This window comes from Mucilaginibacter sp. A3364 (genome assembly GCF_059690715.1).
Genome location: NZ_JCAWED010000001.1, coordinates 1,828,087 through 1,843,690, shown reverse-complemented (window position 1 = coordinate 1,843,690; position 15,604 = coordinate 1,828,087). Strand labels below are relative to the sequence as shown.

Here is a 15,604-nt window from a genome sequence, read left to right as displayed (position 1 = left end):
AGCATTTACGCCTCAAATGGATATATCGCGTTCCTGGCCTTATTTGTTAGGTTTACTAACATAAGGATTCCCCTTTACAAAAAAACGATAAGGCAACAGGGCATCTTCCTTCGCGTAAGCAACACCAACACGCGGCACCGCAGCAATTTGTTCATCAGGGATTGTCATGCCTCGATCCTCAATCCATAAATCATCGCTTTGTAAACTGATCGCATTGATTTGTCGCGATATGCCAAGCGCCTGCGCTACAGAACCCGGCCCCATGGTGATAGCAGGTTTCATTACATTCATCTTCCGCCTGAACTGCATAATATCCAATCCTTCAACAGGTTGAATAGCCCTGATTAAAATAGCATGCGGTTCACCTTCGGTTGAGGTAACAACGTTAAACATTTCATGAATACCATAACACAGGTACACGTAAGCGATCCCGCCAGGCATATACATGGTTTGTGTGCGGGGAGTTTTTCGTCCACCATAACTGTGTGATGCCCGGTCGATAATGCCCGCGTAAGCCTCAGTCTCCACAATAAAACCACCGGTAAGTGCACCGTCAATGTTGGTAAAAAGATATTTCCCCAACAGATCGCGTGATATTTTCACCACATCGTTATGCTGATAGTATGACTCGGCAAGCTTCATTTTTTCTTCAGGATGGCTTTTAATAGTTTATTGATCTGTTTGGCTTTATCAAATATCATAATATGCGTACCGCCTTGCACAATGGTGGCATCTTTAAGCTTTTTGTAAGGGAAGATCAGATCTTTATCGCCGTTGATGTGATGAATATTGGGCGGTACTACACGGTTATCCCAATGCAACACAGCCCCCATGGCCCAGGTCATGAATTTTGGCGATGAACGCTTCAGCATATCATCAAACAACCAGGCATCCTGCGCAGACATTTTACCGAATACAGGCTTCACCATCAGGCTCAGGTTATTCAACAATCTGCCATGTAATAACTTATAAACAGGCACACGTTTGAATACTTTAAAGTACCAGGGTGCTTCGTCGATAGTTTTAATGCTGGAGATCAAAATCACTTTTTTAAGGGATACCAGCTTGGCTATTTCGGTAGCTATCATGCCACCTAAGGAATTACCAATTACAACATCTTTTGGTCGGATATTGTATTGATGTACAAGCTTATGCGCGTAAGTATCTAAAGTGTCTTTAGCGTTAGGTTCAATCCAGTCTACAGGTACAACTTCATACTCGTCGCCCAGGTCTATGTTGTTGTAAATACGGGTGTCAGCGCCAAGGCCGGCTATTAGAAATATTTTAGACATTAAAATTTATTAGTTTCACTACCTGCTCCAGGTATTGTGCATCAACCCCATCAAAATGAGCCAGGTGTTCACTATCAACATCTAACACGCCAACCACTTCATTGTTGTAAAAAACCGGCACCACGATCTCTGACCGCGAAGCCGACGCACAGGCAATATGCCCGGGAAACGCGCCCACATCCGGAACTACCAATGTTTGCTGCTGTTGCCATGCGCTGCCACATACTCCTTTTCCCTTGGCAATACGTGTACAAGCCACCGGTCCCTGGAATGGGCCAAGCACCAGTTCATTTTTTTTCACCATATAAAAGCCTACCCAAAACCAGTTAAACTGCTCTTTTAAAGCAGCGCTTATATTGGCCAGGTTAGCAATTATATCGGTTTCGCCATATAGTAAAGCTTCAATTTGCGGGATGATGGAGCGGTATTTTTCTTCCTTATCGGTTGATGTAGTAATTTTCAGATCTTCTGCCATAAAACAAAGTTAAGTATGCGCTGCCGAAAGTAAATAAGCTAAATATCATATTTAATCTTTTATTTAGCGCCCGGTATGATCGTTAGCCTCACCATAGTGCGTTACCCAAAATTGCTTGTGCCTTTTGCGCTATTGGCAATGGCTGTGCATCGCCTGCCGCTATGGCTAAACCACAAGTGTAGTTTTTATAAACTATTAGGCAGCGGCCATAACGGCACATTCGATTTAAAACCCGACTGGCAACAATGGGGCCTGCTGGCAGTTTGGGATAGCTGCGACGACTTCGATCAATTTCAAAAAACATCATTCATAACCAAATGGTGGCATTTTTTTAATACTGAAACCTGGACAATGCTATGCCAGCCGCTGCAAAGCCACGGTAAATGGGATGACGTAGAACCATTCGGCTCACCCAATATTACAGACTACAGTGGCCCGATAGCAGTTTTAACACGTGCCACAATCCGTCTAAATAAATTAAAAGGTTTTTGGAGTAATGTAGATAGTGTAGCTAACCTGATGACCTCAGCAAAGGGTTACATCACGTCATTCGGTATAGGCGAAGCGCCGCTTTACCGTCAGGCAACGTTCTCAATTTGGCAGAGTCTGGAAGATGTAAAGGCCTTTGCATACGGCTCGCGCGAACATGCTGAAGTTATCAAAAAAACCCGCCAGCAGGATTGGTATAGCGAAGAACTTTTCGCGCGGTTTAAACCAATAGCTACCTTTGGCACACTAAAGGGCAAAGACCCTTTAAATAATAAATTGAAACAAACTGATATATGAGAGTAGTAGCAGAATTACCGCACCCCGAGTTTAAGATCACCATATTTAGCATGAATCAAAAGTTTATCGTAAAAATGGAGCGCGGCACCCTTGAGCAAACCTACAAAGTGCCCGAAATGGATCTGACTGATGGCATCAACAGCGTGTTTGAAATACTGGATGAAGAGTTTTTAAAGACTGTTACTGCTCGTTTTGTGGAGATGGGTAAAGATTATAAGGAGGCATTTTACAGATATAACTACTAGTATAAGTAAACTACATAAGTAATTGAACAATAATAATTTGTAAATCATATATAATCTACAAAATCACGATACAAAATATTATTTGGCCGTATTTTTAGCAGATCAGGCGGTAATTATATACAAGGCAAACCATGGGAACGTTTGCGTAGAATTTATATCACCAGCCAATTTAAATCGCACTTTAAATTGTAAAATTGCTCTTCTTTAACCCAGCAATTATTATAGTACCTTTCACGTTTTATGAAGAATATTATTCGTAACAAATCATTGGCTTATGCGCTGTTAGCTTCATTATCTGCAGCTGCCATTTCTGTAGCCCTTCCCTCTTTTACCAAAAATGCCGACCCGACTACGTTAACTGTAAATTCGCAGTTGGTGGCGCCGGGTATATACGCGCCAACGTCAATGGCTTTCCCCGGCCCTAATACAGCCTGGGTTACCGAGCAAGGTGGTAAAATACGTTTGCTGCGCAATGGCAAACTAACCGATATTGTTGTGCTTGATCTTAAAGATAAGATCGTACGCATTAACGCAGGTTACGAAGAGCGTGGTTTATTGAACGTGATATTACACCCACAGTTTCATACTAACGGAAAGTTTTACGTTTTCTATAGCAAACCGGCGGTGCGCCAACCGGCCCCTGCCCCACGTGTTGATCACGTAGACGTAGTGGCGGAATTCACCATGCAAAAAAACAGCGACATTGCCGACCCTAACAGCGAACGCGTTATCCTTGCGTTAGATAAGCCTGAAGGTAATCATGACGGCGGCGGTATTGTGTTTGGTGCCGATGGCTATTTATACATCACCTTTGGCGATGGCGGCGGTCAGCATGATAATCATGGTAAAATTGGCAACGGACAGGATATGAATACCTGGCTGGGTAAAGTTTTGCGTGTAGATGTAAACGTTACCGAAGGTGGCTATGCTGTGCCAAAAGATAACCCGTTTGTTGGCAAAGCAGATACCAAACCCGAGATATGGTGCTATGGTTTCCGTAATCCATACCGTATTTCGCTGGATAAAGCCTCTAAACAGCTTTTTATTGGTGAAGTGGGTCAAGACCTTTGGGAAGAGATAGACATAGCGCAGAAGGGCGCAAATTACGGTTGGCGTGTTGTTGAAGGCAACCATTGCCATAATCCGGCCACCGGATGTAGCGTTACCGGCCTTACCGCGCCTATAACCGAGTATCATCATAGCGAAGGCGTATCTGTAATGGGCGGTTATGTTTATAACGGCTCACAGCTATCATCCCTAAAAGGTAAATACATTTTTGGCGATTGGACGGGCCCTATCTGGTACCTGCAAAAAGCCGGCAGCAAATGGAATCGTGGCAAGCTGGTAGTAAACAATTTCCCTAAGAACGCTAAAATTACCGGTTGGGCCGAAGATGAGGCCGGCGAAATTTACTATCTTACCAACACTGAAGGTGGCCCCGGTCCGGCCGGAAGTACTACAGGTAGTATTTATAAACTCGTAAAGTAAAGCATGTTAAAAAAGCCGTATCGTAAATTACTGACGATTATATTTGGGGGAGTTAGCTTAATGCTGCTCCCCTCTTATATTTTCCATCGCAACCCAATCACACACGGTTTAACTGCACCGCCGGTAACGCTGGCAACTCAAACAACGGTTACCGGACTGGTTTATCCTACCGATATGGCATTCACTGCCCAAGGTGACATTATTGTGGCCGAACAAAGTGGTAAAGTACGATTGGTAAAAAACGGTATACTAGCAGAAACGCCATTGCTTGATTTAAGCAGTTTGATCAAAAAGAATCCGGGTTACGACGTACGCGGTTTACTGGGCATCGAATTGCATCCCAAATTTGCCAATAATCGTAAACTGTATGTTTTCTATAGCGCGCCTACTACTGATGCAGCTTTTGATCATCAAATGGTTATAGCTGAATATGTTTTATCTTCTGATAATTCGACCATCGACGCCAATAGCGGCCGAAAAATATTAAGCTTAAACATTCCCGGTATGGGCGATAACGGCGGTTGCCTGAAATTTGGGCCCGATGGTTACCTGTATATCAGCTGTGGCGACGGTGGCGGCCCCGGCGATAAGCATGGCCCTATCGGCAACGGCCAAAACCTGGATGCTTTATTGGGTAAAGTGTTGCGGATAGATGTAAATAATGATTCAACCTATACTATTCCCAAAGGAAACCCATTTGTGAATAAAACTGGCGCAAGGCCCGAAATATGGGCTTACGGCTTGCGTAATCCCTGGCGTATTACCTTTGACCGCGCCACAGGTAAATTATTTACCTGCGATGTAGGCGAAGGTTTATGGGAAGAAATAGACATTATTGAAAAAGGCGGCAACTACGGCTGGCGCATGACCGAAGGCGAACATTGCTATAACCCGCAAAAGGATTGCGATTTTAACGGCACCATTAAACCCATTGCCGAATATGATCATACCAACGGCATTTGCATCATATCCGGCTATGTTTATAATGGCAAACAACTCGCCAACCAAAAAGGAAAATACTTTTTTGCCGACTGGACAGGCCCTGTTTATTACATTGAAAAAAAACAAAACGAATGGCAGCGCGGCAAAGTAAGCCTGCAAAACTATCCCGAAAACCTGCGCATAATAAGTTGGGGCGAGGATAAAGCCGGTGAGTTATACTTAATAACCGTTGATCAGGCCGCCGCCGATAAACCGAATGGCACTATTTATAAAATGGTTAAATCTTAAGCGTTATTCGCTCAATAACTGATTCACCAGTTCGGGCACGCCTTCGCTGGCTTTCTTTTCTATTTTGATCATTCGCGGATCTACGGCCGGTATTTTGGGGTCGATGATGTATTTTTTGATATTGCGTGGCAGATAATTTACCAGTCCCGCAGCTGGGTAAACGGCCAATGATGAGCCTACGAGTATAAAAATATCCGCCTCGCGGCATATTTCGATAGCAGTTTCTATCATCGGCACATCCTCTCCAAACCAAACCACATGGGCGCGTAATTGCGAACCCAACTCGCACAGCTCTCCCATTTTAATTTCCCATCCATCAACAGGATAAGTTAAAGCCGGATTGATGCTTGATTGCGAACGTGTAATAATGCCATGCAGATGCACAACATCGGTCGATCCTCCCCGCTCGTGCAGGTCGTCGATATTCTGGGTAATGATAGTCACTTTGTATTTGCTTTCCAGTTTTGCTAGCGCGATGTGTGCGGCGTTGGGCCTTGCCTCCAACACATCCCTTCGGCGCATGTTATAAAAGCGTTGTACCAGTTCGGGGTCTTTGCTCCAAGCCTGTGGCGTGGCCACATCATGAATGTCATAACCTTCCCATAAGCCGTCGCTGTCTCTAAAGGTTCGCAAACCGCTTTCGGCGCTAATGCCGGCGCCCGTTAATACTACAATATTTTTCATTAGCATAAAAAAAGCGACCGGTTTTAATGCCGGTCGCTTTGTAAATTATCAAGTACTTTACTTAAAGTGCCAGTTCGCGGTTTGGGCGTAAAACAGCATATTTGGTTTTAGCCAGTTCAAAAGCGCCAAATAGTATCGCGCCAAAAACAGCATCGCCTAACAACATATTCTGCTCAAACGGAATAGCAGCTATTAAAGCAGCACCATATCCTGCTAAAGTATGCGGATATAACCCGTTAGCATCGCTTATCCAAGGCAGGTCCATTACTAACCAATGCACTATAACAGGCGCAAACAATATTACCAGGCCCGTGCCCACGTTTATCTTTTTAATAAGCGAACCTATAAATACTACGATAGAGAAACATACGCAATTCCAAAAAGTGTAGCTACTCCATAACGACCATTGGCCGCTGTAGGAATGGTTAATGATCACATCGCTCACAAAAAACGTTAATAGCACAGTAAGGTAAGCTTTCCATTTATCGGTAAAATAAACACCACCAAACATGGCAACAGCGCCAACAGGTGTGAAATTGCTCAGGAAAGGAAATTGCAAACTAGCCAAACGCATCGCGGTAGCCGCAACAATTAAAGTTATTAGCACCAGCGTGCGTGCATTTGTTTTTTGTAATGCCATAGTATTTTTAGTTGCTGTAAAATTACTTATTTATCCTGTTAATCAAAATACACTATTTGTCTAACAGTGCTATGCGGCCCGGGCTAATGCCGGTTTCGATAGTGTACTGCTTTTTGCCTGTTTTATCAAACGCGTAAATAACACCGTTTGAGTTATAGTCTTTCGCGTCAGCAATAAATACTTCACCTGTAATATTATCCAGGGTAATGGCATAAGGTGCTTTGATCTCGGTACCGTCAGTAATAAAATTAGCACGCTCCAATGTTTGGCTTTTGGCATTAACCATTGCTATTTTATTATCGGCAGTTGGGTAGTAGTAAAAATCGCCTTGCGCTGCAATTGGTATGTTATAACCAAAACTCAGGCTTTGTTGTGATTTTACAACATCGGTAGTTGCATTAATTACGGTTACACCGCCGCTAACAGCCGGATCGGTTACAGGGTTGGTGCCACCGTAATTGCCGGCTGATAATACATACACGTTATTGTATCTATCGGCTACCATGGTGATAGGATTTACAGTAACTGTGATCTTTTTTATTTCGGTTAAAGTGGTCAGATCTATAACCGATACCGTTTTATCAAAGTTTGGATAATCTAAACCGCCTGAATTGGCTACGTAAAGTTTACCGTTTGATACGGCCATCTGCTCGGGGCTACGGCCAACATTAATGGTTTTGGTAATAGTTAAAGTGGCAGTGTCAATAACAGATACTGTTCCGTTATACGAATCAACAAAAGCACGACCGCCTGAAAATACCACGTACCTTGGTTGCGCAATGGTAAACTGCTTTACAACTTTAGCATTTTTTGCATTGGTAACATACACCAGGCCCGAGTAGTTTACAACAATAAACATCTTGGTACCATAAATACCCACGTCGTTACCGGTATCGCCAAGTTTGTTAGTGTTTGAAGCTGCAAAGGCATCAGGTATTAAAGTTTTGGCAGTGTAATCGTAATAAGTAAGTGTGCTGTTGTTTTTGCCGATATTGCCCTGGTTAACGATGTAAACACCTGCGCGTTGAGCACCGGGTGTATCAGGCGTTGGGTCTACTTTATCCTTGCCACATGAAGCCAGGACGGTTACTGCAGCTAATGCGATAGTTAAAAATCTGAGTTGAAATTGTTTCATGATATTTGTTTTATATAGTTATTTGAAATGAAATACGAAATGACCTACCCGGCATTGGATAGCTTTGAACAACCGAATAGTTTTTATTGAAAAGGTTATTTGCTTCGGCTGATAAAACTATTGGACATTTATTAAACAGCCCTTTATATACGGCAGAGATATCGCTGATAGCATAAGCCGGTATCGCATCTGCCGGCAGGTTGTTATTAGTATAATATCTTAATGACGACAGGAACTGGTTATAATATAGCCCCCATCCTGCTTTGCTTACACCGATATTGGCCGTAACAGTATTTTTGGGAATATAGGGCAGTTGATTAAGATAAATAGACGCTGTAGGATCGGTAACATTTACAGCTTTTTGATACGAGTAAGTAGCAGCCAGGAGGGCGTTGTAACCGCGGCCTAACTTAGCTTCTGTTTTCAAACCCACGTCAAGCCCGGTAATATCAACGTTGCCAAAATTTTGGATAGAGCCGTTGTATAAATTAGGCGTGTACACAATTTTATTGGTCACCTTATTATAGTAAGCATCTGCAGTTAAAGTGATGTATTGCAATACACCTTGTAGGTTTTTATTATAGGTGATGCCGACATCATACTGATGTGTATACTCGGGTTTTAAATTTGTATTTATTATAAAGCCATAATATAGCTCATTAAATGTAGGTACCCTGAATATGTATTTATAAAAAGCACGCAACTGCACACCGGCATTATCCCAGGGGCCAACACTTGCCATAACCGTAGGCGTAAATACATTGATATGTGGTATGGTTTTGCCAGAGGCTACGCTTTCGTTTAAGTTGGTATTTAATACACTGGCCTGTAGGGTAGTTTTACCCAGGTTAAGATTAGTGGCTATTGCATTAAGCAGGGTGACTCTGGTTGGATACTTAAAATTAGGCAGATCAGAACGCATGTTATTCACCACCACATCTGCCGAGTAAGATACCTCCCAATTAGCTAAAATACAGTAAGCCAAAGCTGCCGACTGGTAAAATTCGCGCTGCGAGAAATTCTGGTCGAGATATCCCTTGGTATTCGGAAACTGCGGATCGAGGTAATGCAGGTTGCTTTTGGCAAATTTACTATTCACCAACAAACTCAGGCCCGAACGCCACAATCGCTTATATCCCGCCTGCGCGAAGATATCTTTATTCCATAAACGCTGCCCAAAAGGCGGTTCGGCAAATAATATTACCGCGCCCGGTATGCCCCTGTCCGAATTATAGTAGTTTATGCGCAGGTTAAACTTGCTGCTATCGTTTTTACCCCAATACAGCGCCGCGTCTATTTGTTGCGCTTTAATGTCGGCACCGTTACGGGTTTGCTCAATATCTTTAGCGCCATCGTTTATCAGGTAATTGTATCGCCCGTGAGCGTTTTGCGTATAGCCGTTAATAATAAATGACAAATTACCTTTTAGCCTTTGCTGCCATTGTACAGAGGGATTTATAAGTCCGAATGAACCGGTTTTGATACCTGCCGTTATTTGGTAAGGCTTAGCTACCGTTAAGTTTGGCTTAATGCTTTGTATAGATAATACACTTGCTGCCGCGAACGAACGTGCCGGTTGCAAAATATCAGGTACCTGGCCGTTATACAGGGCAATTTGCTGCACGTTGTTTAGGTTAAGTTTACCCAGGTCAACCTGGCCGTTCTCGGCATCGTTAATTTGTACGCCGTCAAATAGCACAGCCACATGGTTGGCGCCTAATCCTCTTACTGAAACGGTTTTTAAACCACCTATGCCACCATAATCTTTAATATTAACGCCGGCGAAGTTCCTGATAGCATCGGCCACGTTAAAGGCGTTGTAGCGGCTAAAATCTGAAACGGTAATTTGCTGAGAAGGTGTAATGGTTTTTATAAATGCCGAACGGGCCGATGCTATGGTAACCTCGTTGAGTTTTTTGGTAGTATCTGTTTGTGCCGATGAGTGTAAAGGCGACAACCAGCATACAAAAACACATCCCGGCATTAGCCGCGATAAATTTAAAATATACCATAACCTTTTTTTCATGATGCAAGCAAAACTTACAGCATACAAGGATAGCATTGGAATGAAAACACGCCTATTTGATAGTAAAAGAGTATTTCACATTCAAGCTTCAATCCCCGAAAGCTGTGAATTAATATTTGCCTTGGCAGGTCTTCTGACTTACTCCCCTTTTGCCCGGCCTTCCCACCCGTTTTTATAAGAGTAGTGACCATTTGAATGGACAGAAGTTGATATAGGAGCTTACAGCTGCGGGACAGTTACAGAATTACACTGTATTCCCTTTTAATTTTTAAACCACATGTATCGGGCTTAAAAAACCTAAAGCGAGGCAAAAGTACAATAAGTATTTGTATTACGCATGCTAAAGTTCAGCGCAATATGATTTTGGCAAAGTTTGTGATAGATAACGTGTTAGAATTACATATCTACCTAAAAACATAATTATGGCTACTACAAGATCATTAAAACCTGTAAACTCATATACCCTTGCACCGGTCAAAACCGAACCGATTAACATTAATTGGCCCGAGCGTTACATTTCAATAGCTGCAGGTGTTAAACTTACCTTTTCGGGTTTAAAAGGATTGTTTAAAAGCCCGTTTAGCAGTATATTAAAACTGGGTGCGGGTAGTTACCTGGTTAATCGTGGTATATCCGGCCATTGTGCTTTGTATGATAAGTTTGGTAAAAACACGCAGGAACCGGTTGACGTGGTCATCCAATCAGCATTTGCGGTAAGCAAACCGCGTAAAGAGGTATATAATTTCTGGCGGAAGCTGGATAATCTGCCCCTGTTTATGAATCACCTGGAGTATGTTGAATTGATAGACGAAACACGATCGCACTGGGTGGCGCGCCTGCCAAGTGGCATTAACGTAAGCTGGGATGCCGAGATCGTAAAAGATAAGCCCGGTGAAGTAATTGGCTGGAGCTCATTACCCGACTCTATCATTGATAATGCCGGTAAAGTGTTCTTTAGAGATACGGCAGATGGCAAAGGAACCCTGATTGACGTGGTAATAACCTATCGCCCACCGGCAGGGGGATTAGGTGCCAGCGTGGCCGGTATTTTAAATCCTGTATTTAAAAACATGGTTGATGCCGACGTGCGTAACTTTAAACAATACATGGATATTGATGATGCGATAAAGCCAATTCATAAAAATGGCAAAGCGCATCATAAAGCAGCGGTAACGCATTAAATCGACGCATATAAACAGAGAAACCCGCATTTTAGCGGGTTTCTCTGTTTTATAATCAAAGCTTAGTTTACCTTTTTACCGTATTTATCCGCATAGCGTTTGTACAATTGCTTATGCAGGTTATCCAGGTTGATATCACGACCTTGGATAAAGGCTTTCTCTACTTTAATACTGATAGCGTCTAAAGCATCGCCGGTTGAGATAAACAAGTTGGCGTCTTTGCCAACTTCCAAAGTTCCGGTGGTTTTATCAATACCTAAAATTTTGGCGTTGTTTATAGTGATCATACTTAAAGCCTGCTCCTTTGTTAAACCATGCCCTACGGCCTGGCCTGCTTCGAACGGCAAATTACGCTGGCGCCAGAAACCTGTACCGGTAAGTCCATACAATACTCCTGCATCCTGTAGTATTTTTGGCAATTTGTAAGGCAAATACACATCATCCTCATCGCGCGATGGCAATGCCTGTGTTTCGCGGATAATGACCGGGATGTTATTTTGCTTTAAAACTGACGTAACCAGATACGATTCGTTCCCGCCTACAATCACCGCATCAACGCCCATTTTTTTGGCGAAGGTTACCGCCTCAACGATCTCGCGTGCGCCATCGGCTATGATGAATAGTTTTTTGGTACCGTTGAACAGGCCCTTCATCGCATCAAACTTCAGGTTCTTAACCGACGGTTTGGTTTCTGCATAAGCTTTAGCTTCGGTAAACAAGTTGTTTATAACATCCAAGGCTTTTAATTTAGCCTCATCCGGTGATTCTGTAGATGCAACGGCACCACCGAAACCACCCCGCCTGCCACCGCCACGGCTAACCGGCCAGTTAAGGTGGATACCCATATCGGTTTTGTAAGCCGCATCCTCCCAGTTCCAGGCATCCAGTTGTACTACTGACGACTGGCCCGAAATAATACCACCATTAGGCGTCGGCTGCGCCAATAAAATACCGTTTGAACGTACAGTAGGTATAACTTTTGAATCGGTGTTATAAGCCACTATCGAACGCACATTCGGATTAATATCGCCTGTCTCTGTATCATCTACTGTACCTTGTGCACCGCCTTCAACTTCAACAAGCCCCAAGGTAGTCATTGGGCAAATAAAGCCGGGATAAACATGTTTGCCGGCTGCACTGATCACATCACCGCCTGCAGGTGCATTACCTTCGCCTACTGCGGTTATTTTTCCTTTATTAAATGTGATATAACCGTTATTAATCACCTGCCCGTTGCCCACGTGTATAGTGGCACCGCTTATGCTAATTATGTTTGATTGTGGCTTAGCGGGAGCTATGTTAGCTTGCCCGTAAGTAAGGATCGTACTCAGTAACGATCCGCAGAATAATAATATCTTTTTCATTGTTTGTTGATCGTTAGTGTTTTAACATTCCGTTGTAATCGTCAGCCACTACATAGGCACCTTCTTCCATGGTATCGCAAGTGTAAGTTGGGCGGCGTGGGGCACCTGTAGCACGTTGCGTTACCGCTCCCCTGCCTTTAGCTTCTATCATTTTCTGGATAAGGCGGCCTTCATCAGCTTTTAAAGCTTTTTGATTAGCTGCATCTTTCGCCAGATCCCAGTATGGAATACCATCAACATAAGTTTTTTCGGCCACTGCATATACTGACAATGGATTGGCTGACCATAATACGATATCAGCATCTTTGCCAACCTTTAAACTACCAATCTTGTTATCCAAATGCAGCATTTTAGCTGGGTTCAGCGTAACCAATTTCAAAGCATCTTCCTCGCTCATACCACCATAGGCGACCGCTTTACCGGCCTCCTGGTTAAGGCGACGAGCCATTTCCTCATCATCCGAATTAAAGCCGGTTAGTACGCCTTCATCATTCATCAACTTACCATTGTATGGGATAGCTTCGCCTACTTCCATTTTATAGGCCCACCAGTCCGAGAAGGTTGAAGCGGCAATACCACGGGCTTTTAGTTTATCAGCCACTTTATAGCCTTCCAACACGTGGGTGAAGGTGTTTACCCTAAAACCCATAGAGTCGGCCACGTGCATCATCATGTTTAGTTCTGATTGAACGTATGAATGGCAGGTGATGAAACGCTTATTATCTAATATCTCAACCAAAGCATCCAGTTCCAGGTCGCGGCGCACGTTATTGCCTTTTACGGCAAGAGCGGCTTTGTATTCTTTAGCACGGGTGAAAGCATCAACAAAAACCTGCTCAACCCCCATGCGGGTTTGCGGGAAACGGGTATTAGGTCCCGGCGTTACATTGCGGTTGCTCTGTTTTACGTTTTCGCCCAAGGCAAATTTGATGAAACCATCAGCGCCGTCAATCTTCAATTGCTCAGGCAATACCCCCCAGCGATGTTTGATCAAGGCCGATTGTCCGCCGATAGAGTTAGCAGAACCATGCAAAATTTGCGAAACTGTAACGCCGCCAGCCAATTGCCTGTACAGGTTTATATCTTCAGGATCAAGGATATCTCCTATTCTCACTTCAGAAGTTACCGACTGCGTACCTTCATTGATACCGGCAGATATAGCAATGTGCGAATGCTCATCAACAATACCCGTAGTAATGTGCTTACCGGTAGCGTCGATAACTTTAGCGCTGCCTGCTGCCAGGTTTTTGCCTACTGCTTTGATCTTGCCGTTTTCAATTAATATATCTGCATTTTTAAGGATACCGTCTTTCTCATTCGTCCAGATGGTGGCGTTTTTGAACAAGGTACTTTCTGCCACAGGTAAAACCTCATTACCGTACGGGCCGAATGGATAGATAACCGGTCCGGCGGTTAAAGTTGGTTTTGGTGTTTCGCGATTAGGTGTTGCAGGCGCAGCGCCGGTGTAGGCGGCTGTCCAGTTACTGGTTGTACCATCCGGCATCACCGCGCTCCCACTTAAAGTAATAGGTGATGTGTAGCCTGATATGTAACCGTTTAAACGGATGGTACCCGCCGGTTTATTCTTCAAGTCAAAATATAAACTAACCATATCGCCGCTGCGGGTAATGGTACCCGGGGTGCGGACGCTATCAGCACCTGTACGTTGTACATTTAGTTGGTATGAACCCGGCGTGCCGGTAATACGTAGCGTGATACCATTTAAACCATCGCCCGATAAATTGTAGTTACCTGCGATAGTCGTAGCATCAAAACGGCTAACAATGGTTTGCTTACCCTGTATCCAGTTTTCATAGATCACATTATCTTTTTTAAACAAGCCTGTTGAGGTGATAATAAAGTTAGCTTGTTTGCCTTTGGCTATTGTACCAACCTGGTCGGCTACGCCTAACATTTGCGCGGGTGTTTCAGTCAACGCTTTTAAGGCTTGTGTTTCTGTAAGGCCGTTATCAATTGCTGTACGCAGGTTTGTCCAGAAATCGCGTGTGTTGGCTAATCCGTATGAGGTTATCGCGAAGCGGATGCCGGCTTTCTCTAACATCGCGGCGTTTTTCGGCGCCAGCTCCCAATCTTTCATTTGCTGGTAGCTTACTTTGCGGGCTTGCAACGGATCTTCCACATCAAAAGCCGTTGGGAATACCAGCGGAATAATAAAGCTGCTGTTGGTAGCTTTCATGGCGTCAATGCGGCGATATTCCTGTCCGTCTGTTTTGTAAATGTATTGCTTGCCAAATTCTTTGGCAATTTTATCAGCACGCAATACAGCGAATGCGTCAGATACTTCGAATATCTGCGGCAGCGCCTGCGTGCGGTTAAACTCCGTTAATGAAATATTATATTCTTTTTTTTGCGATTTGTACCAGGCAGCATCCAGGTAGGTTTGGCGTAGCAAAGCTATAGTACCCATCAAAGCCGAAGGATAATTTGTTTGCGCTGTACCTTTGCTGAATGAATAATGTGCAGCCGCGTCATCATTTAAGATTACCAGGTTGTCACGATCATCGCCTAACGTAGCTACCAGCGAGGTGCCGCGCGCGATACCATCATGTATTAATGATTGTACTGCAGTAAAGCCATTACGTTTGTAAGCATCAGCCTGGGCAGTATTAACATGAAAAATGCTTTTCACGTTCATCTCCGGTTTTATGGCTTCATTCCAGCCGTAAGCGCCGGGTTTGGTGCTTACCGGTACAGGCGTACGGTTAAAGCCTGAAATAACCTGGCGTGGCGCATCAGGCACACCATAGGTGGTGTAAGCGTCAATCAATCCCGGATAAATGTATTTACCTTTTAAATCAACAACTACATAACCTTTAGGTATACTTAAGGTCGAGCCGACGGCTTCTATAAGCCTGTCCTTCACCAATAAGGTGCCGTTAGTTATGGTTTGTGTGGGGCTTGCTACAATGGTAGCGTTGGTAAAGGCGTACAATCCGGGGCGGATATCCTGAACACCATTTACCGGGTAAGTTTCCTGTGCCTTTACGGAGGTAAAAACAAGCGCAGCGAAACTGAATAGTAAAAGTTTCTTCATGTT

The 15,604-nt window shown here is 43.8% G+C and carries 14 protein-coding genes and 1 riboswitch; of the genes, 5 read left to right on the top strand and 9 right to left on the bottom strand.

All coding sequences use genetic code 11. The features are described from left to right. Nucleotides 1–39: 39 nt before the first annotated feature. From AC59JT_RS08295 to AC59JT_RS08285, 3 genes are read right to left on the bottom strand one after another with little or no spacing between them, the layout of a single operon-like run. A complete protein-coding gene (locus tag AC59JT_RS08295; protein WP_497397669.1) occupies nt 40–642 on the bottom strand; it encodes a DNA-3-methyladenine glycosylase in 603 nt (200 codons plus the stop codon). After that, nucleotides 639–1,292: an alpha/beta hydrolase gene (locus tag AC59JT_RS08290; RefSeq protein WP_497397667.1), complete on the bottom strand. Its 654-nt coding sequence runs from the start codon at nt 1,290–1,292 to the stop codon at nt 639–641. The genes AC59JT_RS08295 and AC59JT_RS08290 overlap by 4 nt, the downstream gene beginning before the upstream one ends. Beyond that, entirely contained in the window at nt 1,285–1,767 is a 483-nt protein-coding gene (locus AC59JT_RS08285) for a GAF domain-containing protein (RefSeq protein ID WP_497397665.1), read from the bottom strand. Before AC59JT_RS08285 ends, AC59JT_RS08290 begins: the two co-directional genes overlap by 8 nt. 75 nt (nt 1,768–1,842) lie before the next feature. On the opposite strand from AC59JT_RS08285, the gene AC59JT_RS08280 reads away from it, so the two are divergent. The 4 genes from AC59JT_RS08280 (at nt 1,843) to AC59JT_RS08265 (ending at nt 5,516) form a co-directional block, all read left to right on the top strand. Beyond that, nucleotides 1,843–2,553, top strand: a complete 711-nt coding sequence (locus AC59JT_RS08280) for a DUF3291 domain-containing protein (protein ID WP_497397663.1) — start codon at nt 1,843–1,845, stop codon at nt 2,551–2,553. Continuing rightward, nucleotides 2,550–2,798: a hypothetical protein gene (locus AC59JT_RS08275; RefSeq protein WP_497397661.1), complete on the top strand. Its 249-nt coding sequence runs from the start codon at nt 2,550–2,552 to the stop codon at nt 2,796–2,798. The genes AC59JT_RS08280 and AC59JT_RS08275 overlap by 4 nt, the downstream gene beginning before the upstream one ends. A 240-nt stretch (nt 2,799–3,038) precedes the next feature. Continuing rightward, a complete protein-coding gene (locus tag AC59JT_RS08270; RefSeq protein ID WP_497397659.1) occupies nt 3,039–4,286 on the top strand; it encodes a PQQ-dependent sugar dehydrogenase in 1,248 nt (415 codons plus the stop codon). A gap of 60 nt (nt 4,287–4,346) precedes the next feature. Beyond that, nucleotides 4,347–5,516, top strand: coding sequence for a PQQ-dependent sugar dehydrogenase (locus AC59JT_RS08265; protein WP_497397657.1), 1,170 nt, complete (start codon nt 4,347–4,349; stop codon nt 5,514–5,516). Between the two features lie 3 nt (nt 5,517–5,519). On the opposite strand, the gene AC59JT_RS08260 is transcribed toward AC59JT_RS08265, so the two are convergent. The 4 genes from AC59JT_RS08260 to AC59JT_RS08245 form a co-directional block, all read right to left on the bottom strand. Then, a complete protein-coding gene (locus AC59JT_RS08260) occupies nt 5,520–6,200 on the bottom strand; it encodes an SIR2 family NAD-dependent protein deacylase (RefSeq protein ID WP_497397655.1) in 681 nt (226 codons plus the stop codon). A gap of 61 nt (nt 6,201–6,261) precedes the next feature. Next, nucleotides 6,262–6,840: a DUF6580 family putative transport protein gene (locus tag AC59JT_RS08255; RefSeq protein WP_497397653.1), complete on the bottom strand. Its 579-nt coding sequence runs from the start codon at nt 6,838–6,840 to the stop codon at nt 6,262–6,264. A 52-nt stretch (nt 6,841–6,892) separates the two neighbouring features. Continuing rightward, nucleotides 6,893–7,975 (bottom strand): YncE family protein, encoded by a 1,083-nt coding sequence (locus AC59JT_RS08250; RefSeq protein ID WP_497397651.1) that lies wholly within the window; start codon nt 7,973–7,975, stop codon nt 6,893–6,895. Between the two features lie 10 nt (nt 7,976–7,985). Next, the gene (locus tag AC59JT_RS08245) at nt 7,986–10,001 is read right to left on the bottom strand and encodes a TonB-dependent receptor plug domain-containing protein (protein WP_497397649.1); all 2,016 of its coding nucleotides are present in this window, start codon (nt 9,999–10,001) and stop codon (nt 7,986–7,988) included. Nucleotides 10,002–10,107: 106 nt separating this feature from the next. Continuing rightward, nucleotides 10,108–10,317: riboswitch (cobalamin riboswitch) on the bottom strand. Between the two features lie 106 nt (nt 10,318–10,423). Here AC59JT_RS08245 and AC59JT_RS08240 point away from each other — a divergent pair. Next, complete coding sequence (locus tag AC59JT_RS08240) at nt 10,424–11,182, top strand: SRPBCC family protein (protein WP_497397647.1); 759 nt, start codon at nt 10,424–10,426, stop codon at nt 11,180–11,182. Nucleotides 11,183–11,244: 62 nt separating this feature from the next. Here the strand turns inward: AC59JT_RS08240 and AC59JT_RS08235 are convergent, their stop codons facing one another. Both AC59JT_RS08235 and AC59JT_RS08230 read right to left on the bottom strand, forming a co-directional pair. After that, on the bottom strand, nt 11,245–12,546 hold the full coding sequence (locus tag AC59JT_RS08235) for an amidohydrolase family protein (protein WP_497397645.1): 1,302 nt from the start codon (nt 12,544–12,546) through the stop codon (nt 11,245–11,247). A 13-nt stretch (nt 12,547–12,559) separates the two neighbouring features. Next, nucleotides 12,560–15,601, bottom strand: coding sequence for an amidohydrolase family protein (locus AC59JT_RS08230; protein ID WP_497397643.1), 3,042 nt, complete (start codon nt 15,599–15,601; stop codon nt 12,560–12,562). Nucleotides 15,602–15,604 lie beyond the last annotated feature (3 nt).